Annotated in this window: 31 protein-coding genes; all 31 read right to left on the bottom strand. The window is 57.2% G+C overall.

Annotation, left to right across the window (positions count from 1 at the left end):
• Nucleotides 1-12: 12 nt before the first annotated feature.
• A complete protein-coding gene (locus Q0J81_RS04760) occupies nucleotides 13-2472 on the bottom strand; it encodes a phage tail protein (RefSeq protein ID WP_294446302.1) in 2460 nt (819 codons plus the stop codon).
• 8 nt (nucleotides 2473-2480) lie between these two features.
• Nucleotides 2481-3056 carry a phage tail protein I gene (locus Q0J81_RS04755; RefSeq protein WP_294446299.1) on the bottom strand — a complete coding sequence of 192 codons (576 nt, stop codon included), beginning with the start codon at nucleotides 3054-3056 and terminating at the stop codon, nucleotides 2481-2483.
• The gene (locus Q0J81_RS04750) at nucleotides 3053-4189 is read right to left on the bottom strand and encodes a baseplate J/gp47 family protein (protein WP_294446297.1); all 1137 of its coding nucleotides are present in this window, start codon (nucleotides 4187-4189) and stop codon (nucleotides 3053-3055) included. Before Q0J81_RS04750 ends, Q0J81_RS04755 begins: the two co-directional genes overlap by 4 nt.
• Nucleotides 4182-4511, bottom strand: coding sequence for a GPW/gp25 family protein (locus Q0J81_RS04745; protein ID WP_294446296.1), 330 nt, complete (start codon nucleotides 4509-4511; stop codon nucleotides 4182-4184). The genes Q0J81_RS04750 and Q0J81_RS04745 overlap by 8 nt, the downstream gene beginning before the upstream one ends.
• Complete coding sequence (locus tag Q0J81_RS04740) at nucleotides 4484-4909, bottom strand: phage tail protein (RefSeq protein ID WP_294446295.1); 426 nt, start codon at nucleotides 4907-4909, stop codon at nucleotides 4484-4486. Before Q0J81_RS04740 ends, Q0J81_RS04745 begins: the two co-directional genes overlap by 28 nt.
• Before the next feature lie 12 nt (nucleotides 4910-4921).
• Complete coding sequence (locus tag Q0J81_RS04735; protein WP_294446293.1) at nucleotides 4922-5584, bottom strand: phage baseplate assembly protein V; 663 nt, start codon at nucleotides 5582-5584, stop codon at nucleotides 4922-4924.
• A 9-nt stretch (nucleotides 5585-5593) separates the two neighbouring features.
• Entirely contained in the window at nucleotides 5594-6685 is a 1092-nt protein-coding gene (locus tag Q0J81_RS04730; RefSeq protein WP_294446292.1) for a phage late control D family protein, read from the bottom strand.
• A 2-nt stretch (nucleotides 6686-6687) separates the two neighbouring features.
• The gene (locus Q0J81_RS04725) at nucleotides 6688-6900 is read right to left on the bottom strand and encodes a tail protein X (RefSeq protein WP_294446291.1); all 213 of its coding nucleotides are present in this window, start codon (nucleotides 6898-6900) and stop codon (nucleotides 6688-6690) included.
• Nucleotides 6901-6910: 10 nt separating this feature from the next.
• Nucleotides 6911-9817 carry a phage tail tape measure protein gene (locus Q0J81_RS04720; RefSeq protein ID WP_294446290.1) on the bottom strand — a complete coding sequence of 969 codons (2907 nt, stop codon included), beginning with the start codon at nucleotides 9815-9817 and terminating at the stop codon, nucleotides 6911-6913.
• Nucleotides 9793-9930 (bottom strand): hypothetical protein, encoded by a 138-nt coding sequence (locus Q0J81_RS04715; protein WP_294446288.1) that lies wholly within the window; start codon nucleotides 9928-9930, stop codon nucleotides 9793-9795. The genes Q0J81_RS04720 and Q0J81_RS04715 overlap by 25 nt, the downstream gene beginning before the upstream one ends.
• 38 nt (nucleotides 9931-9968) lie before the next feature.
• Nucleotides 9969-10250 (bottom strand): phage tail assembly protein, encoded by a 282-nt coding sequence (locus tag Q0J81_RS04710; RefSeq protein WP_294446286.1) that lies wholly within the window; start codon nucleotides 10248-10250, stop codon nucleotides 9969-9971.
• A gap of 73 nt (nucleotides 10251-10323) precedes the next feature.
• Nucleotides 10324-10854 (bottom strand): phage major tail tube protein, encoded by a 531-nt coding sequence (locus Q0J81_RS04705; RefSeq protein ID WP_294446284.1) that lies wholly within the window; start codon nucleotides 10852-10854, stop codon nucleotides 10324-10326.
• 9 nt (nucleotides 10855-10863) lie between these two features.
• Nucleotides 10864-12345, bottom strand: coding sequence for a phage tail sheath family protein (locus tag Q0J81_RS04700; protein WP_294446283.1), 1482 nt, complete (start codon nucleotides 12343-12345; stop codon nucleotides 10864-10866).
• 3 nt (nucleotides 12346-12348) lie between these two features.
• Nucleotides 12349-12486 (bottom strand): hypothetical protein, encoded by a 138-nt coding sequence (locus Q0J81_RS04695; protein WP_294446282.1) that lies wholly within the window; start codon nucleotides 12484-12486, stop codon nucleotides 12349-12351.
• 97 nt (nucleotides 12487-12583) lie between these two features.
• Nucleotides 12584-13069 carry a hypothetical protein gene (locus Q0J81_RS04690; RefSeq protein WP_294446281.1) on the bottom strand — a complete coding sequence of 162 codons (486 nt, stop codon included), beginning with the start codon at nucleotides 13067-13069 and terminating at the stop codon, nucleotides 12584-12586.
• Nucleotides 13070-13073: 4 nt separating this feature from the next.
• On the bottom strand, nucleotides 13074-13700 hold the full coding sequence (locus Q0J81_RS04685) for a hypothetical protein (RefSeq protein WP_294446280.1): 627 nt from the start codon (nucleotides 13698-13700) through the stop codon (nucleotides 13074-13076).
• 1 nt (nucleotide 13701) lies between these two features.
• Nucleotides 13702-14013 (bottom strand): hypothetical protein, encoded by a 312-nt coding sequence (locus tag Q0J81_RS04680; RefSeq protein WP_294446279.1) that lies wholly within the window; start codon nucleotides 14011-14013, stop codon nucleotides 13702-13704.
• Nucleotides 14013-14297 carry a hypothetical protein gene (locus Q0J81_RS04675; RefSeq protein ID WP_294446278.1) on the bottom strand — a complete coding sequence of 95 codons (285 nt, stop codon included), beginning with the start codon at nucleotides 14295-14297 and terminating at the stop codon, nucleotides 14013-14015. Before Q0J81_RS04675 ends, Q0J81_RS04680 begins: the two co-directional genes overlap by 1 nt.
• A 117-nt stretch (nucleotides 14298-14414) precedes the next feature.
• A complete protein-coding gene (locus Q0J81_RS04670) occupies nucleotides 14415-14603 on the bottom strand; it encodes a hypothetical protein (protein WP_294446277.1) in 189 nt (62 codons plus the stop codon).
• A gap of 4 nt (nucleotides 14604-14607) precedes the next feature.
• Complete coding sequence (locus Q0J81_RS04665) at nucleotides 14608-14799, bottom strand: hypothetical protein (protein ID WP_294446276.1); 192 nt, start codon at nucleotides 14797-14799, stop codon at nucleotides 14608-14610.
• Nucleotides 14792-15400 carry a glycosyl hydrolase 108 family protein gene (locus Q0J81_RS04660; protein ID WP_294446275.1) on the bottom strand — a complete coding sequence of 203 codons (609 nt, stop codon included), beginning with the start codon at nucleotides 15398-15400 and terminating at the stop codon, nucleotides 14792-14794. The genes Q0J81_RS04665 and Q0J81_RS04660 overlap by 8 nt, the downstream gene beginning before the upstream one ends.
• On the bottom strand, nucleotides 15400-16353 hold the full coding sequence (locus Q0J81_RS04655; RefSeq protein ID WP_294446274.1) for a hypothetical protein: 954 nt from the start codon (nucleotides 16351-16353) through the stop codon (nucleotides 15400-15402). Before Q0J81_RS04655 ends, Q0J81_RS04660 begins: the two co-directional genes overlap by 1 nt.
• Before the next feature lie 3 nt (nucleotides 16354-16356).
• Entirely contained in the window at nucleotides 16357-16722 is a 366-nt protein-coding gene (locus Q0J81_RS04650; RefSeq protein ID WP_294446273.1) for a hypothetical protein, read from the bottom strand.
• 8 nt (nucleotides 16723-16730) lie between these two features.
• Nucleotides 16731-18014, bottom strand: a complete 1284-nt coding sequence (gene sppA, locus Q0J81_RS04645) for a signal peptide peptidase SppA (protein ID WP_294446272.1) — start codon at nucleotides 18012-18014, stop codon at nucleotides 16731-16733.
• Nucleotides 17998-19572, bottom strand: coding sequence for a phage portal protein (locus Q0J81_RS04640; protein WP_294446271.1), 1575 nt, complete (start codon nucleotides 19570-19572; stop codon nucleotides 17998-18000). The genes sppA and Q0J81_RS04640 overlap by 17 nt, the downstream gene beginning before the upstream one ends.
• A complete protein-coding gene (locus Q0J81_RS04635; RefSeq protein ID WP_294446270.1) occupies nucleotides 19572-19820 on the bottom strand; it encodes a hypothetical protein in 249 nt (82 codons plus the stop codon). The genes Q0J81_RS04640 and Q0J81_RS04635 overlap by 1 nt, the downstream gene beginning before the upstream one ends.
• 397 nt (nucleotides 19821-20217) lie before the next feature.
• Complete coding sequence (locus tag Q0J81_RS04630; protein WP_294446269.1) at nucleotides 20218-20610, bottom strand: type II toxin-antitoxin system HicB family antitoxin; 393 nt, start codon at nucleotides 20608-20610, stop codon at nucleotides 20218-20220.
• 43 nt (nucleotides 20611-20653) lie between these two features.
• A complete protein-coding gene (locus tag Q0J81_RS04625; RefSeq protein WP_294446268.1) occupies nucleotides 20654-20842 on the bottom strand; it encodes a type II toxin-antitoxin system HicA family toxin in 189 nt (62 codons plus the stop codon).
• Nucleotides 20843-20902: 60 nt separating this feature from the next.
• On the bottom strand, nucleotides 20903-21130 hold the full coding sequence (locus Q0J81_RS04620) for a hypothetical protein (RefSeq protein WP_294446267.1): 228 nt from the start codon (nucleotides 21128-21130) through the stop codon (nucleotides 20903-20905).
• Nucleotides 21123-21371: a hypothetical protein gene (locus Q0J81_RS04615; protein ID WP_294446265.1), complete on the bottom strand. Its 249-nt coding sequence runs from the start codon at nucleotides 21369-21371 to the stop codon at nucleotides 21123-21125. Before Q0J81_RS04615 ends, Q0J81_RS04620 begins: the two co-directional genes overlap by 8 nt.
• Nucleotides 21364-21588: hypothetical protein (locus tag Q0J81_RS04610; RefSeq protein ID WP_294446264.1), on the bottom strand; the 225-nt coding region annotated here is incomplete at its 5' end. The genes Q0J81_RS04610 and Q0J81_RS04615, both read right to left, overlap by 8 nt.

The following is a 21588-nucleotide window of genomic DNA, read 5'->3' as shown; positions in this document are numbered from 1 at the left end:
ATCTCACCCCCCTTATGCAGTGCGCTTCCAGATTCGTATGGTCGAGTTTATGGGACGTACTTCTTGGGCTGATCCATAAATTCCGTTATATGCTCCGGCATCTAATCGCATACCGCCCCCATAATGTCCTGTTCTTGTGGATGTCGATGGGAGTGAAACTGTTCCATCCGCTTGCATATAACCTAAGGCTCCCCCTGGAGTATCTGCAATCAGAGGATAAAAAGAACCGCTAGACGCGCCGATGCCTAGTTCGCCGACGATATTTGGCAATCCGCCATCCTGACTGCTTCCGAATGCTGCCGCGTTTCCACCTTCCGCACGGAAGAATCGTCCGGCATAATTTGACGAGATGTTGCTCCATGTTCCGCCGAAAAGGTCTGAGGGCGTACTTTGCCCAGAGAATTGGACGTAGATAGAGCCGACAGGCATAGCAAAAATGTCAATCGCCTGTTTTACCCGCAGCGGTGACATCGCCTTGGTATTGTTCGTACCGGCTTCGGCTTCGACCTGCGTTGCGATGGACAGTTTTGAGTCGGTATCAATATCCCCTACGAGCTGCCAGTAAGAGCCGTCGTAAACGAATTCGTAGGTTCTGTTGGCGGCAAGATATCCTGCAGAAATGGCCGAATTTCTGTAGCGAATAGCCTTGGCCCCGGTAGAGTTCACATTGAGTGTGGGGTTGGAAGCGGTATTTGTCACGGTAAAGCGCACGGTGATGCGTGCACCGGTCACAAGAGCGAATCCGCTCAGAGCGACAACTTTTGCTGCGGTAGACGCAGCCGTGGAACACGTCCCGTAGTGCGTGATAGCCGCAGACCCATCGAAGGATATACCGTCAATGGTTCTGGCGTTCTTCAGTTCGGTAGCGGTGGCGGCATTGCCAGTGCAGGAACCGGAGGAGCCAGTCACAGAGGCCTGGGCAGGATGTACATGATCCTCTCTGGCATATCTCGTTGAAGAGCCGACAGCACCTGTTCCGGCGACCTTCGGTGTTGCTGTTGCCGCCGTGTATTTCGTATCTGTATTGATATCCCCCACGAGCTGCCAGCAAGAGCCGTCGTAAGCGAAGTCGTAGGTTCTATTGGCCTCAAGGTATCCTGCGGAGATGGCCGAATTTCTGTAGCGAATGGCCTTGGCCCCGGTAGAGTTCACGTTGAGCGTGGGGCTGGCCGCCGTGTTTGTGACGGTAAAGCGCACGGTGATGCGCGCGCCGGTCACAAGAGCGAATCCGCTCAGAGCGACGACCTTTGCTGCGGTATCGGCATCTGTGGAGCACGTCCCGTAGTGCGTGATAGCCGCAGACCCATCGAAGGATACCCCGTCAATGGTTCTGGCGTTCTTCAGTTCGGTAGCGGTGGCGGCATTGCCAGTGCAGGAACCGGAGGAACCCGTCACAGAGGCCTGGGCAGGATGCACATGATCCTCGCGAGCATATTTCGTTGAAGAACCGACGGCACCGGTTCCGGAGACCTTCGGAGTTTCCGTGGCACTCCTGCCGTCAAAGGCGGCCTTGAGCTTTTTGGGGGAAACGATGCGCGAGTCGTCCGTTCCGGCATCGACTTCCGTCTGCGTGGCTATTTCCGCTATTCCGGATCTGGATTCCGTGGCGGTCCTGGAGGCAAGCCCCTTGGGAGTCACAGCCCTGGATGTATCCGTACCCGCCTGCACTTCGGCAGTCGTGGCCAGCTCGACAAGGCCTGTACGCGTCTCCGTGGCGGTTCTGGAAGCAAGACCTGCGGGGGTTACTGCTTTGCCTGTGTCTGTACCCGTCTGGACTTCCTCATTGGTGGCAAGTTCAACAAGACCGGTTTTGTCTTCCGTCGCGGTCCTGCCATCAAGAAGTGCCTTGAGCTTTTTGGGGGAGACGATGCGCGAGTCGTCCGTCCCTGCTTCGACCTCTGTCTGTGTAGAGATTTCCGCTATTCCGGATCTGGATTCCGTGGCAGTTCTGGAAGCAAGGCCCTTGGGAGTCACGGCCCTGGACGTATCCGTCCCTGTCTGTACTTCCACATCGGTTGCCAGTTCCACGATGCCCTGAGTTTCCGTCGTCGCAGACGGGAGAACAAAATTCGTATCGCCGAAAGTCACTGAGGCTTCGGGTATGCCCACAAGAGCGATATCCAGAGAGAGCATCATCCAGGAAGCCGAAGCCTTCTGGATGATGGGCTGCGACTGAGCATAAACGGCAAAAAGAGTGCCGCTTTCCGTAAATACTCCGATTTCATGCACCGTATAGGTGTCGCTGCTTTCATCGGTGACAGAAACATGAATGATATTATCGCCGATACCTCCTCCAGAGATAGTATCCAGACGTTTGACTTCATTTACCAGCGCAGTCTGGCCCGTGGCGGCAGTGTACTGGCCGGAGCCAAGGCCAACCTCCGTGAGCTTGACCGGGGCGGTACCAGAGGCTTCGGCATTGATGACTTCCGCAATACCGGCATCGGTAACAATAAGAGGCACAGAAGGCATAATTTCTCCTAGTTGTTATACAGCTTTGCAAAAACCAGAGGACGGGCGGCGCCCACCATTCCTATCTGTCCGCGTCCCGTATGCTGCAGAACGAACTCGTAGTGCGAGCGCACGGGCTTATTGTCATCAATGAGTGCGAACAAATCTTCCTGAGTTTCAGTGTCGAGCACCCCGTCTATGCCGGAAAGTGTGGCGTAAACAGTAAACGTGTGAGGCGTGCCTTTCGGTTCTTCCTGCCACCACTCGCGTATCGTGGCTATGGACGAGATGGACGCAAGGGCTCCTTTGACGGCAGAGACGGTTCCTTTTTTGCGCTTGTCGATGATGGCCGTGGAAAGCACGGATCTTTTCACATCATCCGTCCACGTTTCGCGCCATACGCTTACATCCCACTGCTTCGCGATGTGGTCGAGCTGTTTTGCTGTGAGACGAGAGAGGCTTGCATATATGGCCGGCATCTCTCTGCCGGAAGCCACAGCCTCAAGGTACGGGTCAATGGCCGCCGCCGCAGCCGAAACCTGCGCATCCTTTGCGATGCTGTCAGGCAGGACATCGGCGAGTCTGATATCATCCAGCTTCTTCATAGGGCCTTGTACCCCTTGAAGTTGACGGTGACGCCGGTGCACTGGGCTACTTCATCTTCTTCCAGCTCGATAAAGCTCGCCGGGGAAAGCGTGGACGAATCCACTCTTGCCGCGCCGGCAGCGATGACGCCGCGGATAAGCTGATCGGGCAGAATGTCACGCCCGATTCTTCCCTGTTGCCAGAGACGGTAATTCTCGACCGCCGCTTCAACGTCTGTCTTTATCTGTTCGGCACGGCTCTGATCTTCGCTGAAGATCCAGTAGTCCACCTTTATGGCGTAGTTTTTTGCCGTGGGGGCCAGAGTGTGAACTTCATCGGTAAGCGGTCTGATATCTTCAGAGGAAAGATAGGCTTCCACATCGCCCAGGAGTTCTTCTCCGGGCAGTTCTCCGCCGTCCAGCAGCGGATAGACGTTGACCACGCCTGGCGTGGGCGACGTGACCGCCACGTCGATGATGGCGGAACTCACGCTGTAGGTATGGAAAATGTAAGCCTTCGACGGCCCGGCCACGGAAAAACTGTTGGGGGCCAGACGAATACGTTCCGCAAACGCCGCGTCTTCCTCGGCCTCGGCACCGCCCGAGGTTTCGGTCAAATTGACCGCTGAAGCCAGATAGGGCCTTGGAGATACGATAGTCGCTATCTGTCCTTCCAGATACCCGTTTCCTGCTTCTCCCGGCGTGGTACAGGTGGCGACGGCATCCACAAAAAGCTCGCCGGGGCTGATGACTGCTTCCGCATCCGTGGCGAAAGTTATCGCTCCGTTGGTTACCTCGAACCCTGCAGGAATGGCATAGGCTTCTGCCAGCTCTTCCGAGAGCGTGAAGCGAAACGTGGTCTTTGCCCCGCTTGCCGGAAGGCGCGTCACAGCCAGATACCGCCCGAGTTCATCGAGATACTTGCCTGTCGCGTAGGAAAGCAGATTCTGCTGTGCGGCCACGTTCACCGCATTCCTGAGCTGGATGATGGCCGCCGCGACAGAGAGCAGAAACAGTCTTACGGGATCGCCGTCGGCCAGTGTTCTTCCGCTGGCCTCTTCGTATCCTGCCACAAGGCCGGACTCTATGGCGGAAGGGTCAGTCTCCATGAAACTGACCTCCGGCAGACTCCAGCGGGGAAGAGTTTCACTCATCTTCTTCTCCCATGTTCAACATTACCCGCAGACGGCCGATGCCCTCCATGGCTTCCGATGCCGTCTCCTCAAATTCCACAGCCTCGATGTTTGCCCTTGGCTCATACCGCGCTATGGCCTCAATGACTTCCGCCCTCATGAGTGAGCGGGCCACGGGAAGCGGTTTATCAAGGTGTTCCCAGCTCAAGCCAAAGGCCCTGTCCAGCGGCACGGTTCCCACGCGCGTGGCCAGAATGGTGCGCACGTTCTGCACCACTTCGTCTCTTTCGGACGCCGGCGCGAAATTCACCTCGCTCAAAGCAGTGACTGCAATTCGTGCCATAGCGAAGTTCCTCCGCATTCCTTCAAGCTGATTTTAGCCTCTGCCACCTGGCACACGCCGAAGCCGGTATGGTGGCGCCTCTCTTCACTCACGCTTTCCATGATGAAACGCCCGAAATATTCTCCGCCGATAATGAGCGCACGGGCAGTGCCGTCTTCCAGCATCCCCTTGAGCTTTTTGAGGCCCAGAAGCGGCGCCAGTCCAAGGGTGGAATCAAAGCGTATGGTCATGGAGATGGAAGCCAGATCCGGTCCGATGTACTCCATGACAGGCTTGGCGCCGATGACATCATGTTGTGCCCATCGGACGGAGAGTTCACGACTGAGGCCGTCGAAAGTGAGCACGAATGCCGACGAGCAGACGAAGGGCAGAGTTCCGAAAGTTCCTATGACACCCATGAGCTTCTCCTATCAGTGCGGCCCACTGGTTCCTCCATCCGGGCAGGTATGCGTATGGGACTTCAAAGAGATAGAGCCTGCCATCACATCACCTTCAGCCTCGATATCTCCCGAGACTCTCTGAGACCCCGTCTGATCGATGTTGCCCTTGATGGTCATGGTGCCGGCGCCGCCGCCTTCCGCCGCCGTGTTGATCGCCCCGTTCAGGTTGATGACCGGCGCCTGCAAAGTGATGGACGTCGAGCTTTTTACCGCCACGCTATCCTGCGCATGCACGGACACCGTGCCCGATACGGCAAGCTCGACCTTCCCCTTCACGTTGCCCGTGAGCGTATGAGAGGAGCGGTCATAGGAAAGCTTCGTTCCGTCGGAAAATTCCACCATGCGCACATCGCCGCTGTTCGAAGGCGGCTGAACTTCTCCGGCATAGAAGCTTCCCAGGATAAAACCTTCTTCGATTCCGGTGGGCAAAAAAAGACAGAGCACGTCTTCGCCCACGTCCACACAGCAATGGTCGTGATTGTTCAGCGTGTTGCGCTGGAGTATGGGCAGATCGAAGCTCGTCACGCCGTCATCGTCATCAAAGGTGACTCTGGCGGTCATGGCGGCAGGGTTCACGCTGGTGACTTCCCCCACGCGGAAGAGATCGGAAAGATTCGGCTGATATCCTTTCATGAAGAATCCTCAGTAGTTGTTGTTCACCCTGCGCAGCAGAAGAGATGTGGTGTATCCGCCGCTCGAAACGCTGTGCGTGGCTTCCTGCACGATGAAATTTCCGTCGAAGGAGCCAAAACCGGACACCGCTACCACAACTCCGGCAACCAGAGAGGGGTCTCCGACAAGCGATATGGAACCAGTGACGCTCCGGGCGTTGAGTTCCCGGAGTTTTGCTTTGGCAATACGTTCCGCGTCCGAGACGGACTTCGCCCGACGCTTGAGGGAGTATTCCTGCCACTGGTCATTGGCGTCCGGGTCCGTGTAGGTGTAGGTCATGACAGCCGGATTCGATGACCTCTTGGTTCCGGCTTTTTCCAGATCCATGTTGTACCCGGCAGCCGTTCCCTTCTTTTTCTGCTTCGGATCACGATAGGCCACAGTCACGGACTTGTACTTTTCCGACTGCGAGCTTTCAAAGCTCCAGGACAAGATGGGGGAACTTTTCAACGTCAGAACCTTGACCGGCTCTTTTTTTTCGTAGGATGCCTGATCGAACATGACGATTTTTTCATCCGTTACCTTCAGGGAAATGCCCATTTCCCTGCTCAGGCGTGAAAGGAACTGAAGGTCGCTCTCTCGCTTCTGGTCCTGCCGGTCATAGACGGGGTTATCCTGGGCATCGTACAGAAGCTCCATGTCCGCCTCTTTGGCTATGGCGGCGGCGATATCCTGCAAGGCAGTCTTTTCCCAGGCGCGGGTCTTGAGCTTGCGGCGGATGGGTTTGTTCAGCGGAATGGACACCGCGCGTATATTGAGAACGCGGGGAGAACCGGACGTGCTCAGGGAGTCCACGAAGAACTTCCCGCAATACAGGCGGGAGTCTTCCTTGCCAGAGACATCCCCGGCATAGATGTACGCTTCCATCTTTTCCCCGCCGTCGGGAGACCATGTGCCCGCCCATATCCCATGGGGATCTTTCAGCGTGAGGGAGAGTTCATCGGCTTCATCCGTCTCTTTGTCGGTATAGGACAGGGACAGAAGGTCCGTGATGATATCCTGTGTCACGTCCTTTCTTTCGCCGGTGAAATACAGCATGAAGGAAGTCTTTCTGGGGTCCATAGTTACTTCCTTTTCCACGGAGGCAGGTTGATGTCGTAAGCGGTGGAGCTGGTATCAATATCCGGTGTCTCGATCTCCACGCCGTAAGGGAAGAGCACGATATGCCGCAGGTCGATGTTGGCCGTGATGAGCACGTTCATGAAATGCTCATCGCCATACACGCGCTTCGCCACCATGTCCCAGGTCTCCCCCATACGGCTCAGTGTCGTCTTCATGTCCATCCTCTTATGCATAGGACAGGCGTTCTCTGTCCCGCATCATTCTGTCGAACTCACGCCGGAAATCTGTCTGCGCTTCCTTCATGCCTCGCTTCACAGACTCGTAGGCATCCGTTCCGCCGCTGATGTTGATGACGGGAGAGAACGTGATCTGATACGAGGACGTGCCTGTTCCTGTCTGGTGGAGCAGGGCAGACAGCCGGGAGAGAGGCAGCACGGCCTCCGGTTCGGTTCCTTCACCGATGGCTGCAAGCGTGGGGCCGGTAACAACGCCGCCGGATGCCATGGCAGGCACGGCCAGAGCGTTCAGGTCACCGCTCTCGATGGCTTCCATCTGTTCCTGGCTTGCCCAGGCCGGGCCGTTTCCGTTACCCATGGCGGAATAGGCCTTTACCGCGTCATCCGCGCCGCCCAGGATGTCTCCCAGAAATTTTCCGGCCTTTTCAAGCATCTCGATCAGGCCAGAAATTTTGTCGACCGCAAGAGAGATCGCAGCGTCCACCATATTCCTGAACGCCTCACAGTTTTCATAGGCGAGCGCAAATCCGGCGGCTACCGCTCCAACTGCGGTGATCAACAGCCCTATGGGGTTGGCCTTCATGGCGATATTGAGCGCGGTCATGGCGATCTTCATTTTCTGCCATGTCTTATAGACGGAGACCAAAGGCGATATCGCAAAAAGCACACCGAGACGCAGGGCATGGAAGGCTATGACGCCGGTCGTGAGCGCGGCACCGAGCTTCATGGCGGTGGAAACCAGGGGCTTGTTGGCTTCCATCCATGCCCCGGCAGCTCTTGCCGCCTTGACGGTTTCCAGAGAAATTTCCCGAATGGGCTCCAGAAGCGGAGACCCCATAACCGTAGCGACATACTTCCCGGCGTTACCCATGAGCGTCAAACTGTTGGAGGTCGTGGCACTTCGAGCCTCAAACTCCTTCAGCATGGAATCGGCATATCTGACGGGATCAGCTATGCGCTCGAAGTTCTTCCGAAGAGCTTCCGTGTTCTGCATCATGGGGCCGATAGCGACAGCCGCTTCATCGCCGAACATCACGGACAGATACTGGTTCCACTTCTCCTTCGGGATCTTCTTCTGTATGGCCTCAAGCGTCTTCAGAATGGTTTCAGGAGCGTTTTTCTGAAGGTCTTTCTGAAGCTGCCTGTAGTCGAGACCGGCGTTCTGGAAGGCTGCTTTCTGCACATCGCTCATGGAGCCGCCCTTGCCCATGGCACGCATAAAGGCCTTGATACCGGTCGCCGCGACTTCCGCCTCAGCACCGCTGGCAATCACCGTGGAAGCAAAGGCGGCAATATGCGTCTCTGTCAGACCGGCAAGCTTACCCAGCGGTCCGTATTTCTTGAGCACTTCTCCAATCTGCTTCGCCTGGGCGGCGTTGGCGTTGGAAAGAAAGTTGACGGCATCGGCCAGGGCATAGGTCTTTTCCAGTGACAGGCCCATGCCGGACTGCCATTTGGCCATCATTTCGCCGGACTCTTCGGCGGAAATATCGAAGGCAACGCCCATTTTGGCGGCCTGTTCGGTGAAGGTGGCCAGATCCTTTTCCGCAATGCCGGACTGTCCGGCTGCGGCAGCAATCATGGCAAGCTGATCGGCAGCCATGGGAATGCGAAGCGACATTTCCTGAAGCTGTCTCTGCAGGTTGATCAGACCGTCAGGCGTCTCGAAGTCCACCACCTTGCGGACTTCAGCCATGGAGTCTTCCAGCTTCATGGCTTCCCGCACGGGAAGCCCCATGGTTCCAGCAGCAGCGGCTCCGGTGGACGCCATGGCTCCCAGACTGCTTGAACGCATGGCGCTCATTTTTTCCTGAGCGCTGGAGGCCGCGGCGAGTCTTTTCCGCGTTTTGGCGAGTCGTTCCTGGGCGGCTCTTGCTTGTTCTGCAGCACGGGCCACTTCCTGCTCACGCCTGGCCACATCATGAAGCGACGCGCCCAGCATACCGGCGGCCAGCCTGTTTTCCCGCAAGGAGGCCTGCTTTCTGTCCAAGACCGTCGAAGCCTTTTTCACCGCTTTTTCCGAGGCCTCGACATTCCGCCTCAAGGCGGCTTCTTCCTTGGTTGCCGCACGAAGAGCTGCGCCCAGTTCCTTTGATTCGGCGACGTTTTTTTTCAGGGCGGTCCTTTCCGCCTCCAGCGCCTGCTCAAGCCGGTTCACTCTTGCTCCGGCCTGCTGGTAGCGAGCGATCATGTCCCGCGTGGGCGCATCTGCCGCTTCGATTTCTCCGTTGACAAGGGAGAGTTCTGCCCTGGCACGCTGAAGCGTTTGCGTATGTGAGAGCACAGCGTTGCGGGCACGCTCTTCCTCGGCCCGCACTTTTGTCAGAGCCGCCTCCGTATCCGCAAGAGAAGCGCCTCGTGCCTTGAGCTGCGCACTGACGGCTTCCGACTCGGCTCTGGCACGTTTCAATGCGTCCTGCTCGGTCTTCAGAGCTTTTTCAAACCGGCTCACAGCGGACTGAGCCTGCCGCTGTCTGGACGCAAGTACCTGCGTGGAGGCACTCGCAGCCTGAAGTTCACGGCTGGAGAGGTCAAACTCCGCGCGCGCCATCTGAAGCGAAAGATTATGCGCGTCTACGGCTTTTCTGGACGTTTCCACCGCAGACCGGGACTTCTGAAACTTCTCTTCCAGAGCGGTCAGCGAGGCCTGCCCGGACTGAAGCTTTGCGGAAAGCTCGGTGAAGGTTGCCTGAGCCCGTCTCAGCTCGACATCGGCGTTCCGTACCTCTTCGGAAAGTTTGCTCATGCCGGACAGCGCTGCAGTCTGCTCATCCAATGCCTTCGTGCGCTCCGCGAAGGAACGCATGAGCTTTTCCCCTTCCCAGAAAGATCTGGTGAAGGCGGGAGAAAGCTGGCCGGCCAGCCTGAACGCTATTTCATAGACTTTTGCTGCCATTTCTTTTCCCGTCTGAGCTTTTCTTCCGCTGTCTCAATCCATCCGCCAAGGTCCACAAGCGGAACCTTCATCCAGTCCAGCACGCAGCCGCCGCACACCTGTGAGAGAGCCATGCTTATCAGCCTGAGCTCTCCCGCAGGATTTTCAACTTTCAGTCCGAGGCGAGAAAAAAATTCGACACCTTCTGAGTCAGCCACATGTATTCCCGGGCCGGAAGATGCTCAAAAAACTCCAGAGGAAGGTGTGCGGCGACCGCAGCACAACGGGCGCAAAACGCCATATCCAGCACGGGCAGGGACGCGACATTTCCGGCGGCCCGCCACTGTTGCTGGATGCGTTCCATATCTTTCCCTTCCAGATTTTCGAGCGGGATATCAAGCTCGGTATAGGTCTTATCCTCGAACATGTACTCTTTGGCGAAAGTATGAATCATGGAAGTCTCCTGTTGGAGGTTTGCCGGGAACGGAGAGAAGGGAACCCGCTCCCGGCGAGTGGAGGAGGAAAACTCAGCTCAGACCGAGATCAGCACGGACGGAGGAAAGGATGTCTTCATCTCCGAATTTGCTGATATAGTTATACTTGTCGATTTCAGCGACTTCCTTGCCTCCCACGGAAATCTTGATGTACACCACCTCGAATTCCTGAGAGGAGTCGGTACTTGCGCCGGTCTCGAAGGTGCCCAGCGTCGTCGTTTTGGGGATGGCCCGCAGCGTAATGCGGACAGCTTCTGTGGAGTACACGCCGCCGCCAGCGTCGTAGACCTGCTGAGAGCCTCTGAGCTCCAGCGCATGAGCTTTGTGCGCGGTAAGTTCCAGGGCCTTCTTTTCGATGACGCGCCAGTTGAGCGTGCAGGTCATGGACTGGTAGTGCCCGAGCACGGGCGAATCCACTTCACCTGCTATGCCCGCGCCGGTCACCGTGTCCGTCATGGAAGACAGTTCAGGAAGATCGACCGTGGCAATGCCGAGAAGATCATTGGCGTCGTTGTACACGCGGAACGCAATAAGACGCTCTTTTACCTTGTTTTCACCAGCCATGGTTCACTCCTATGCAAAAAGCGTGGAAAGATAGTCCGCGTCGTATTCAAGGACGAAATCGATTTCTCTGTTCGGGCTCGGCGGCGTGACGTACACATGGAAGCGGGCGATGCCGTCCATGAGGTCGGTCGTCGAATTTTCCTCGCTGTTGAATTCGACACGTCCGCCGAGGATGTACTGGCGGGCGGCAAGACCGTTCAGCCAGATGTTCACGGAGTCGACGATGGTATCCACCTGCCTGCGGTTCAGCGGGAAATCGACTCTCTGCCAGTATGTCTGGACCAGCGTGTTGCCGATCCAGTTGAACATCCGTCGCAGAGGAATGAAGGCATCCTTCGGGTCGGTCACAGAGGGATAGCAGGCCGTGCGGTTGCCCCAGCATTTCCATCCGCCGATGAAGTTCAGGGCGGTGACCACGCCTTCGCCGTTCAGATAGGAGGCGTTTTCAGGAGTCAGCCAGACCTCGGAGCCGTCTTCAAGCACCGTCGCCGTCATCTGGAAGTTTTTGTTCGAGGGGCTGACATAGGGAACATCGTCGTTTTCGCTGTCTACCTGACCCAGCAGACCGGCAAGCTGCGTGCTCATATGGTAGAGCGTGCCGTCCATGCTGATCATGGGCCAGCAGCAGATCTGATAGGGGTCCGTCACATTGTTCTGGTTTTTCCAGGCGGCAACACCGCTGTACTGCTTCACTGTGTCGGCAGGGGCATCGACAATGGAGATGGCCTTGAAAAGTTCGTTGATGTTGGACGCCTTGGCAGCCATGACTGCGGCGACTTCGGGAGCGGAAGAGTAGCCGGGAGAGAGGAGAATGCCGGGCACCAGGCGGAAGCGCGGGAAACAGTCATTGACGAGCTCAAATCCGGACTTGTTGCCGGAGACATCGACGCCGCCGACGATGTCATCGGACTCGACCATGGACGGATCAGTCTTTTCTGCCGAGAAGGTGATCACCGTACCGGTCTCGCAACGGAATACGCCGTCATCGGAGAGACTGGTAATGACCAGTCTTCCCTCATCATCATACGTCAGCTCAAAATCTTCTCCTCTGTCATACGGTTCTCCGCCAGAGGCAGAGAGCGTCACAGTGGACGCGATGATGCCGGACTCTGCCACGATGGCGCTGCCGGTAATGGAGTCGAGAGTGACATTCTGCGTCGTTGCGCTTTTCTTGTGCGTCTTCGGGTCGAGAACATTGACGATGATGACCGGGGCGACGCCGAAAAGAGAGAACTGACTCTTGATGAACTCGCTGATGCTGTACTCGAATTTTTCCAGACCGCTGGCAGCATCGAGAGCAGGCGGCACATAGCCGAAGGCCGCCACAGCCTCAGCATAGGAATGGCAGAGCACAGGCTTGTTGACGTTGCTTTCATCAGCCATGCCTACGGGCGCCGTGCCGACGATGAAGGGAATGCCGGCCGCCACTTCCACAGTAGGAAGCAGAGCGGTTGCCTGTTCCGAAACATAGACCCCATGTTTATAGGCCATGAACTATTCTCCTCTGACTTCCTTGCGTACTTTCGCCGCGTACAGGTTGAGCAGGTTGCCGTTGGTGCTGAGGTCTCGTCTTGCCTGACTGAGCCTGGATACCGGAACAATGAGATGCCGCAGAGAGGGACTTTTTCCCATGAGATCCGCGACATATGCGGGAAGCTCTCCCCGGAACACAGTGAACTGGGGAAGAACGCCACCCGGAAGTGACGGCCCGACATAAATGCGGGCAGACCTATTTTTGAAAATATCCATAGATTTCATCCTCTTTTTCCGTGCGCACATCAGGCGTGCGCAGAATCCAGTCCGTTACCATGACGGCCGTCCACGAAGGGTAGGGCTGGTCCGCCTGCATTTCCCACCTGATGGGGAACGCCAGGCGAAAACGGGAGTTCAAAGTTCGGGCCGGAAGCATGGTGAGCGCGTTGCGTATTCTGCTCAGGACATTGAGGCTGTACTCATAGCCTTCAAACTCCCTTGACCAGCACCCCACGATGATCTCAACAGAGATGCTTGTTTCTTCCTCATCAATGGAGCCTTCCACCGGCCTTACCACCACAAAGGGCCAGTCCCTGCCGTCGGGTTCCTTCTTCGGCGGAAGAAAGCCGTTGATGATTTTCGGAGACCCTTCCGTTTTTCCGTCCTGTGCCAGATAGGAGAAATCCTTGAGAGCGTCGGCAAGGAAGGCTCGAAGAGTCTGGGCAAGGTGGTTTTCCGTCATGGCTTTATTTCTTCCTCAACCGGTTCAGCTGATGCTCGACTCGTTCTTTCAGGGTATCGTCCATATACGCCCTGAGGAACGATGCCGTTTCATGGTGCTGAAGGGCCTGAATCGGGCTGGGACCAAGAAGTCCCTCTGTGGAGATGGTGTCTTTTTTCCGATAACCGAGAAGGATGTTGTTATTCTGCCGGGAGCGGAACCAGAACGTCTTTTGGCCTTCCGGGCCGTGGACATATGTCCAGGCGCCTCCCTTTAAAGGAGCGTATCGAATGCCGTTTTTCGGCTTGCGGCGCTTCGGAGGTATGCCTTTCCAGTTCGGGATCGCGCGTCTGGGATTCGTTTTGAAGTACCGAACAGGAACACCCACATCGCCTGTGAAAGTCACGGAACCGTCCAGAGTGTCGGCGGCAGGCACTTCCACTGCGGCCAGCGGTAAAAGACGCTTCATCTTGTCTTTCTGGATGGTGTAGCGCTGTGCCGCAAGGTAAAGCCCTTTCTTTTTCGTGCGGATGACGGTTTGCTTTACCGCCAGCCTGACGGCCTTTTTCACTTCTTTCTGAGTAAGATCGACAACATCCGTCATGCTCTTCAAAAGGCGATTCACGTCTGTGGCTACCATGGTTTTTGCCATGTCAGTATCCCCTTCGTGTCAGCTCAAGCCGGCTCATACCTCCCAGATCATCCTCTCGGGACACCACCAGGCAAAGCTCTCCATTCAAGGTGACGCTTGCCCCCATAGTCATCTCAGGCAAAAGCTCAGAAGTCTCTGCATAGAGAACGATGACACGTTGCGGGAGCTCCGGCTCCAAAGAAGCCGCTTCAAATTTTCCGTCTTCAGTACGAACAGCTATGATTGTCTTGCCGTCGATTTCGATCCTTTCTCCGAATTCATCGAGACTCATAAAGACGGCCCGGACGTCGTCCATGACTTCATCCCGAAACATCAGCGTTCCTCCCGGCAGGCTTCCAGAGAGGCTTCAAGAACTCCGACCCGCTGGGCCAGAGCGCCGTTTGCCGCAACCAGTTCATCCATGCGCGTATGGAGGCGAGAAACGGTTTCTTTCTTCGCGTAGAGCGATACGCACAGAACACGCTGGTTTTTCAGCTCATCCACGGCCTTGGAAATCATGTCGTGCTGACGGTCGTGCCGGCGCAGATAGTAGCTCACCACGGCCACGTTCACGCCCAGGAGCGCACAGATGAGGTTGTACATGATGTCGGGACTCACAGCAGACCTCCTGCCTGTTCCATCCAGAGTTGCAGTTCTGCCGCTTCGGAGGCAGGCAGATGTATCCATTCGCCGGGCACAGTTACCGTTTGTCCCTGATACTCATACGACCATGCCTCAGTCGCTATGGCTCCCGGAGTTGTCGGCAGGACGCCGGTCTTTGCCGCCGAAGCGTTGCAGCCAGCTGCCAGCACCATCGGAACGCACATTGTCAGCATGATCCTGACGGTTGGTTGCCCGACATTTTTCCAGTGCCGCAGCCAGAGCGGACACGATGACCGAAAGGAGCTCCAGAAATCGGTCCACACGGCTATTCCTGTTTCTTTTTGTTTTTCAGCGTCTGAATCCATCCCCAGATGAGAGAAATCATGCCGCCTGCGCCGAAGATGGCCGTGAGACCTTCCATAAGCGTCTGCTGTTCTTCCGTGGACACGTCGATGCCGAACCAGGCCATGACGGCCACAAGGATGCTGACGACGCCAGCAATCACACCTTTATTCATCGTTTTCCTCGGTAGCACGTTTCAGCCAGCCCGCCAGAAATTTTCTCTGTACGGGATTGGCCGCAGCAAGGGCAATGTAGTAATTGCCCTGCTGAAGATTGAGGCAGCGGAGCACATCGCCGGCGCTGTGCCCGATCAGAACGGAGTCAAGGGCGGCAAGCGTTTTTGCTCCCATGGTTCCATCGACGGAGAGATCCTTGAAAAGCGTCTGTCCCTGCCTGAAGTTCAGGGCATTGCAGGTCTTCTGCAGAAACATGACTGCCCTGAGAACGCCGAGATTGACCGCCTGCTCCAGCATTTCATCGGCCAGGGCCTGCGGCATGGTGTCGGCACAGGCCTTGCTCCAGAAATTCTTGAGGTAGAACTGAGACACACGGGCATAGAGCGTAGGGATTCCGGCCAGATGCTTGCTGAAGGCAGCGGGGCCTTCCTCATAGGACTCATGAACTTTCGCCTTGGCGATGATGCTCCAGCCGTCCCAGGCAGGCCAGGAGCGGCTGGAGATGCCGCAGTAGGTCTCTCCGCCCTTATCCCCAGGCACGTTGCACCAGCCGCCTTCCTTCTGAAGCAGTTTTTCCAGAGCAACGTCGAAACTGGCCATTACGCGGTTACTCCGGTGATGATGTAGCCGGCTCCGGCGAACTGAATGCACTCGTCCGTGTACTGACGCACGCGATAAATGTCGCTGCGGGTCTGTTCTTCCCGGTACTGCTCAGTCACGATGATGTCGGGGGCATCGTTTTCCCACACGAAGGTGCGGCCGAGACTCGGTTCCTTGAGGTCGTTGCCGCCGCTGGAAATGCAGGCCAGCATGACCTTGTCGACGGGCCAGACGGATTCGATTTTCTTTGTCTGCTTCTTGGCGGAACTGTTGTAGACGGCCCCTGCCACAAGCAGATGCTCCACGCCGAAATAGGCCTTGAGCTGCTCAACGGTCAGCGCTCCGCGGATGGCGTTGGGGCTGGTGTATTTCACGCGCTCGATGACGGCTTCGCACAGCGAAATGTGGTCGAATACGTCCTTGTCCATGATGAGAGCATTGGGCTGCAGGCCGACGGTATGGCGGAAAGTTGCCTTGCCGGCGCTTACGTCGGCCAGCGGATCTGCCGAGCCGTAGTTGTTCCAGGCGGCTTTGGCGGCGGCATTCGTGAACACCTTGGTATCCATGACCTTTTTGGCCACACGGCTTTCCATGGACCGGAGCACGATGCTGGTAGCCCGTTCCACGGCTACGGTCTCAGCATCGAAATAGTTGCGGAAGTGTTCAGCCTCGGTGTCGTCCAGAGGTTCTTCCCAGCCGTTTTCGGTGCAGCTGTAATCTTCCATCACGAATTCCCAGTCACCACGGGCGTAGGCCGAGCGGGCGGCGCGTCTGGTATCGGCCACCTCCAGGATGGCTTCAGCGGGAATGACGGGATACTGAGCACTTTTCAGCTGGGTATAGAAGGGCGGAAGCACAAGGGAGCCGATGAAGCCCTGTTTTGCCGCGTTCATGGAATATTCGTAGGCCAGAGCGCCGAGGTCGGGGCGAAGAATGGCAGAAGTTCTGGGCATGGGTTACTCCGTTGCCTGAAGGTTGAGCAGCGGCATCATTTCCACCAGAGAGCCGTCTTCTCCGGCAGTCAGAGCTATGCCGCACACAGGAAGGGCCGTGCTTTTTGCCACAGCGCCGTTGGCCGCAGGGCTGAGTTTGTCGCCGACGGCCACGGCACCGCTGCACAGCACTTCCACGGTGCCGGACGCATTGATGAGGCGCACGCCGACAACATCTTCGGCATCATGCGCCTGAGTTTCGGCCACACCGACAGGCAGCGTTTCCGCCGTGCAGGGAACTACGCCGTCCGCCGTCAGGCTCACCAGCGTGTTGCATTCGATGGCCGCGCCGGCCACAAAGGTTTTGCGTGGAATTTCAAAGTAGCTCATGTGTTCTCCTAGTTCTGAAGTTCTTTCAGCCACTTCTGATGGGCTTCCGGGTACTTTTCCGCGATGGCCCTGACGGCTTCGCCGCGCCTGGCGTTGTGTTCCACCATGTAGTTGTCCACAAGCTGTTCAAAGCCGGCGGCGCTGCGCGGGGTCGATCCGCGGGGGGCGACGTCCGTGCCGCTGTGTGCCTGACGCAGGGCATCGAGTCTGCTGCCGGAGCTTGCGAGCACCTTTTTCACCTTGTCGAACTGCTCCGGCGTCATGTCGGATTCCGCAAGTTCCTTCAGCGTGGCTCCGGCCTCTTCGCCGATGGCGGCCGCGGCCAGCGCCACCATGCGTGCGCGTTCCTGTTCGCATCCGATTTTCATGCCTTCTTCCTTTGCCGCACTCAGGGCGGCCCGGTGTTCCTGTTCGAATTCCGCTTTGAGATCCGACACCGCTTCGGGGTACTGAGCCTTGAGTTCCGTCGAATTCATGGGGACTCCTTCTTTGAGGTGTTGCAGGAATTCCGACCGGGAACAGACCCGGTCGATAAGCCCGTGGGAAAGGGCTTCACTTCCCGAAAATATTTTTCCGTCGGCCATGGTCAGAGACTTTTCGCGGTCCACGCCGCGGCCTTTTTCCACGGCCTTCAGAAAGAGATCGTAGGTTTCATCCACGCCGGCCTGCAGGTAGGAGCGCATTTCTTCCGAGAGCGGTTCCACGGCATTGCCGGCGGCCTTGTAGTGACCGGCGGCAATGATGTTGCAGGCAATGCCGTTTTCTTCGAGGGCCCTGGAGTATTCGCGGTGAATCAGAATGACGCCGATGCTGCCTACCTGAGCCGTGGCCGGTGCGGCGATTTCACGGGCGCTGCAGGAAAGCCAGTACGCGGCGGACGCCATGAGACCGTCGGCAAAGGCGTACACGGGCTTCATAAGACCGACCTGCGAGACGGCTTCCGCCAGCTCTTCGATGCCGTCCACCGTGCCACCGGGAGAGTCCACATCCAGCATGATGGCCTTGACCCTAGAATCAGCCGCCGCACGGCGCAGGCAGGAGGCAATGTCGCGCATTCCGTCGCACAGCTTCCAGCCGAAGAAAAACAGGCCGTTCTTGGCCAGAGCACCGTGAACAGGCACAATGGCCACGGAGCCGTCGAGCTGATAGTCCAGGTCGCCCGTCGGCTCCGGGGTTGTGCGGGCATTCTGCCGGGCCACACGGGCCGCCTGATGAAGGAGCACATCAAGCGTTTCCGGCAGAATGGCCCATTCGCGGGGGAGGGTGGGTGAAATATTATTGTTCGTCGGCATGGGCGTCGTCCTTTGTTGCTGACGCAGGAGAAGGGCTTTCTGCGAGGCCGAGTTTTTCCATCAGACGTTTTTCCCGCTGCCTGGTGCGAATCACGGTTTCAAAGTCCAGACCGCGGGCATGGCAGATGGCCGAGTGGGTTTCCGTGAAGTTGGCCAGAGCAAGATTGTCGGCCTCCCGTTCCTTGACGGGATCGATCTGTCCGCGGGGCGGCCGCGTCCATACGCAGTTGCACCAGGCGCGAAGCGTGAACGGGTCGGAATCCGGAGCCTTGGCTTTGGGGGGAATAACCAGCATTCCGCGAATCCAGGCTTCCTCCAGCACCATGCGGTAGTAGGGCGTAAGCACGGCGCGGACGAACCAGTCCTGATAGAGCGCGTGCAGCTTCCACACTTCCAGAAGAGCAGCACGGGCGCTGGAGTAGTTGGTCTTGGAAAAGTCTTTAGCCACGCTCTCGTAAGGCTGTCCGGTAGATGCCGCGGCCGCCCGCAGGATGCGCTCATAGAACTGGTCGAACATGGAGCCGGGCCGGTTGCTGGATATGATGTGCGGCTTGTGACCGGCCTGGCCGAGCACTACGGTGCCGGGCTGAATCTGCTGGGTGTAATCCGGCGGAACTGCCGAGGACGTTCCGCCGAAGCCGCCGCCGGGGAACGAGGGGTTTGCGTCTTCGATGAACACCGTGAAGCTCGCCGCAATGAGAGCTCCCACCAGCTCGTAGTCCACATAGTCGGCGAGATCGCGGAACTGCTTCATGGCCGGAGCCAGAATGCTGGTGCCGCGGATGGCCTCCGGCATGAGCGAGCGATAGCGGTGCAGGCAGATGATGCGACCGGCCTTTTCCCGTTCAACGCGGATGAAGTCGCTGGAACTCAGGCCGTTCAGGGGCTGGTCATCGTCGGGAGTGGCTATCCAGTAGGCGAGCGGCTCCCCGTAGCGGCCGAGTTCAATGCCGTTCTGAATGGAATGGTCGCCGGTCTTGTCCGTCGGGGTACGGAGACGGGCCGGGTGCAGCGGCTGAATGCAGAAGCCGAAAAGCCTGTTGCCATCCTCGCGCCAGGCGGAAAGATGGAGAATTTCCCCCGTGGTCAGCATGGAGCGCATGGCCTGGTACTGAATGTCCTCAAAGGAAAGAACGGCTCCGGCGTCGGCTTCCTCGCTCCAGAATTTCCATGCACGCTCCATGGATTCCGCAAAGGCCGCGCCTTCATCTTCCGAAATGCCGAGCGTGGCGCAGTCCGGGTAACTCTGGGGCTTGAGGCCTCCGCCCACGATGTTCAGGGCCAGAGCGTCAATGGCGGAAACGGCATGACCGTCGTTGGCAAGCAGCGATTCCGCCCGCTCCATGGCCTTGAAGAAACTGAGCTGCTCCTCGTGGCGGTGCAGGCGGCGCGGATGCCAGTTGCCCATGGTGCCTTCCCGGCCTCCGGCGGCATTCCGTACATTGGTAATACGGCCGGAGGCCGCCGCCATGCTCATTCTGGCGAACATACGCTGTGCGCCCGCCCTGGGAGAGATCCAGGAAATCATGCGGTCGAGCATATTCATGGAGACCTTCATCAGTAGCCTCCTCGGCCGCCGCGGCCGGGTATGCCCTGCAGAAAGAAAGGCAGACCGCGACCGGCCTGTTCGTCTTCCACCGTGGGCTGAGAGTTTATCCAGTCCAGCGTCTCCCGAATTTCAGGCAGGTCGGCATAGCGCAGGCGGCGGGAGCCGATGGTGTATTCCTGACCGGAACTCACCTTGGCCAGAGCCTTGTTCCAAAGCTCAAGCTGCCGTCTTTTTTCTGCTCGTGTGAAAATAGCCATGTGCTTTCCCTGCGTACTTGTTCGCAATTTTCGCCCTCTCAAAGTCGAAGGGCACTTTTGCGGGGATATAGCACGGCTGGAAAAATCCGTCACTTGCGTATGTGGCGTATGTGGTGAATATGGCGTATGTGGCGTATGTGGCGTATCTTTTTTAAATTTTTATCCCCATGAAATTGTTGTTCTTTTTTCGTATTTTAGTATCACAGGGGAAAATAACAATTTTGTCACATAAATAAAATCAAATAGTTACACTATGCAAAAAAGTGCAAAAAATGCAAAAATTGACAACCTGTTGAATTAATAGGTGGTTCCGCTTTTAAAAAAATAAAAAAAAATTAAAAAAAGTGCGGACACCTCAGAAAAAAAGGTGTCCGCACGCTTGAACTGTTGTTTGAGGCTACGCGGAAGGGCGGTATGCCTGCGCCGCAGCCTGCAGAAAACCGGAACGGCTCATGCCCAGTTCGCGGGCCCGGCGATCCACGAAGTCGCGCATATAGCGGGGCATGGTGATGTTGCAGGGAACTGTTTTTTTGTCCAGAAAGTCGAAGTTGACATCCACGAACATAAGAACGCCGTTCTGAGCGTCTTCCAGCTTTGCCACTTCATCGAAGGTGGACGGCACGGCAGGAGTAAAGCCGTCTTCACCTTCGGCATAACACTGAATGGCTTCCTGCACGTGTGCAGGGATGTCTTCAGGGGTAGAAGCGCTGGAAAAACAGCCCGGATAGTCGGGAACAATGATTCCATAGTCGGATTCGGGGTCCTTGTGGACGATAACGACATATTTCATGGGAACTCCTGTGATGACGGGGGAGCTTTCCCCCGCCTTGCAGCTAAAAGATTTTCAGGCCCGTCTGACGCTCAATGGCTTTTCTGGTGCCGACAGGGATATCCTTGACCGGGTGGGTGACGATGGTTGTTCGTCCATCCGGGCTTTTCCACTTCTGGTGGTCGCCTCTGGTATGGACTTTAACCCAGCCTGCCTCAATGAGTGCCTTGATAATCTTGTCGCTGTCTTTCATAGGAATTTTTATACGCATGATGCGCATTAAAGGTCAAGATGTTATACGCATAATGCGCATTTAGAGCAGATCCGGCAGATGCAGCCGTACCTGCGGAGCCTGCCGGTGGATGTCGATGAACAGGGCGCAGAGCCTGCGGTCAAGGGTTTCGAGCATGGCCCAGACCATTTTGCTTTCCGCCTTGCGGCCGGAGTCCTTGAGAAGTTCGGCATAGGCCATCATGGGCGTGAGCAGCTCGTTGACCACTTCCCCGGCCAGCGGGCCGACGGGTGAAACTTCGTTACGCATGGCAGGCCTCCGGGACGGGCTTTCCCCAGGGGAGCAGCAGGGCAGGCATGAAGGAAGGCAGTTCTTCCATTCGGGCGGGTTCTACAACCGGAGCGGCCCTTTTCTGGCGGCGGTGCTGCACCAGGTGGAGCGCGTCAAACACGTTCTGGATGAGGGCGGCTTCTTCGTCGGGAGTGTGATGCGCAGAGCGGATGCAGAGAATGGTGTCCAGATACGGATCGTAGGCGGGAAGCTTACGCATGGGCCACCTCCGGTTCGGAAGCGACGGGAGCGTCGTCCGGGCGGGCAGGGCAGAGCGTAATGACCCAGGTGCCGCCCATGCGGGCATCCTGAAGCAGCTTGTCGTGCATGGCCTTCAGGTTGTCCACAATGGAGGAAAGGGAATCGGAAGCTTCGGCCATCATGAGGCAGACGCCGTCAATGTTGGCCAGACCGCCTTCGTTGACGATGTCCATGAG

Source organism: uncultured Mailhella sp. (assembly GCF_944324575.1).
Lineage (GTDB): Bacteria > Desulfobacterota > Desulfovibrionia > Desulfovibrionales > Desulfovibrionaceae > Mailhella.
This window is presented reverse-complemented; position numbering and strand designations above follow the sequence as displayed.

What these genes read in the sequence shown, in the direction of transcription:
- Q0J81_RS04720 (WP_294446290.1), bottom strand. Translation starts at nt 9,817, where the DNA reads ATGGCAGCAAAAGTCTATGAAATAGCGTTCAGGCTGGCCGGCCAGCTT.
- Q0J81_RS04760 (WP_294446302.1), bottom strand. Translation starts at nt 2,472, where the DNA reads ATGCCTTCTGTGCCTCTTATTGTTACCGATGCCGGTATTGCGGAAGTC.
- Q0J81_RS04680 (WP_294446279.1), bottom strand. Translation starts at nt 14,013, where the DNA reads ATGTTTCGGGATGAAGTCATGGACGACGTCCGGGCCGTCTTTATGAGT.
- Q0J81_RS04725 (WP_294446291.1), bottom strand. Translation starts at nt 6,900, where the DNA reads ATGAAGACGACACTGAGCCGTATGGGGGAGACCTGGGACATGGTGGCG.
- Q0J81_RS04740 (WP_294446295.1), bottom strand. Translation starts at nt 4,909, where the DNA reads ATGGGTGTCATAGGAACTTTCGGAACTCTGCCCTTCGTCTGCTCGTCG.
- Q0J81_RS04695 (WP_294446282.1), bottom strand. Translation starts at nt 12,486, where the DNA reads ATGGGAAAAAGTCCCTCTCTGCGGCATCTCATTGTTCCGGTATCCAGG.
- Q0J81_RS04655 (WP_294446274.1), bottom strand. Translation starts at nt 16,353, where the DNA reads ATGCCCAGAACTTCTGCCATTCTTCGCCCCGACCTCGGCGCTCTGGCC.
- Q0J81_RS04685 (WP_294446280.1), bottom strand. Translation starts at nt 13,700, where the DNA reads ATGGCAAAAACCATGGTAGCCACAGACGTGAATCGCCTTTTGAAGAGC.
- Q0J81_RS04615 (WP_294446265.1), bottom strand. Translation starts at nt 21,371, where the DNA reads ATGCGTAAGCTTCCCGCCTACGATCCGTATCTGGACACCATTCTCTGC.
- Q0J81_RS04620 (WP_294446267.1), bottom strand. Translation starts at nt 21,130, where the DNA reads ATGCGTAACGAAGTTTCACCCGTCGGCCCGCTGGCCGGGGAAGTGGTC.
- Q0J81_RS04690 (WP_294446281.1), bottom strand. Translation starts at nt 13,069, where the DNA reads ATGACGGAAAACCACCTTGCCCAGACTCTTCGAGCCTTCCTTGCCGAC.
- Q0J81_RS04710 (WP_294446286.1), bottom strand. Translation starts at nt 10,250, where the DNA reads ATGATTCATACTTTCGCCAAAGAGTACATGTTCGAGGATAAGACCTAT.
- Q0J81_RS04735 (WP_294446293.1), bottom strand. Translation starts at nt 5,584, where the DNA reads ATGAAAGGATATCAGCCGAATCTTTCCGATCTCTTCCGCGTGGGGGAA.
- Q0J81_RS04660 (WP_294446275.1), bottom strand. Translation starts at nt 15,400, where the DNA reads ATGGCCAGTTTCGACGTTGCTCTGGAAAAACTGCTTCAGAAGGAAGGC.
- Q0J81_RS04745 (WP_294446296.1), bottom strand. Translation starts at nt 4,511, where the DNA reads ATGGCACGAATTGCAGTCACTGCTTTGAGCGAGGTGAATTTCGCGCCG.
- Q0J81_RS04755 (WP_294446299.1), bottom strand. Translation starts at nt 3,056, where the DNA reads ATGAAGAAGCTGGATGATATCAGACTCGCCGATGTCCTGCCTGACAGC.
- sppA (WP_294446272.1), bottom strand. Translation starts at nt 18,014, where the DNA reads ATGCCGACGAACAATAATATTTCACCCACCCTCCCCCGCGAATGGGCC.
- Q0J81_RS04665 (WP_294446276.1), bottom strand. Translation starts at nt 14,799, where the DNA reads ATGAATAAAGGTGTGATTGCTGGCGTCGTCAGCATCCTTGTGGCCGTC.
- Q0J81_RS04640 (WP_294446271.1), bottom strand. Translation starts at nt 19,572, where the DNA reads ATGAAGGTCTCCATGAATATGCTCGACCGCATGATTTCCTGGATCTCT.
- Q0J81_RS04750 (WP_294446297.1), bottom strand. Translation starts at nt 4,189, where the DNA reads ATGAGTGAAACTCTTCCCCGCTGGAGTCTGCCGGAGGTCAGTTTCATG.
- Q0J81_RS04625 (WP_294446268.1), bottom strand. Translation starts at nt 20,842, where the DNA reads ATGAAAGACAGCGACAAGATTATCAAGGCACTCATTGAGGCAGGCTGG.
- Q0J81_RS04730 (WP_294446292.1), bottom strand. Translation starts at nt 6,685, where the DNA reads ATGGACCCCAGAAAGACTTCCTTCATGCTGTATTTCACCGGCGAAAGA.
- Q0J81_RS04630 (WP_294446269.1), bottom strand. Translation starts at nt 20,610, where the DNA reads ATGAAATATGTCGTTATCGTCCACAAGGACCCCGAATCCGACTATGGA.
- Q0J81_RS04635 (WP_294446270.1), bottom strand. Translation starts at nt 19,820, where the DNA reads ATGGCTATTTTCACACGAGCAGAAAAAAGACGGCAGCTTGAGCTTTGG.
- Q0J81_RS04705 (WP_294446284.1), bottom strand. Translation starts at nt 10,854, where the DNA reads ATGGCTGGTGAAAACAAGGTAAAAGAGCGTCTTATTGCGTTCCGCGTG.
- Q0J81_RS04715 (WP_294446288.1), bottom strand. Translation starts at nt 9,930, where the DNA reads ATGGCTCTCTCACAGGTGTGCGGCGGCTGCGTGCTGGACTGGATGAAG.
- Q0J81_RS04650 (WP_294446273.1), bottom strand. Translation starts at nt 16,722, where the DNA reads ATGAGCTACTTTGAAATTCCACGCAAAACCTTTGTGGCCGGCGCGGCC.
- Q0J81_RS04700 (WP_294446283.1), bottom strand. Translation starts at nt 12,345, where the DNA reads ATGGCCTATAAACATGGGGTCTATGTTTCGGAACAGGCAACCGCTCTG.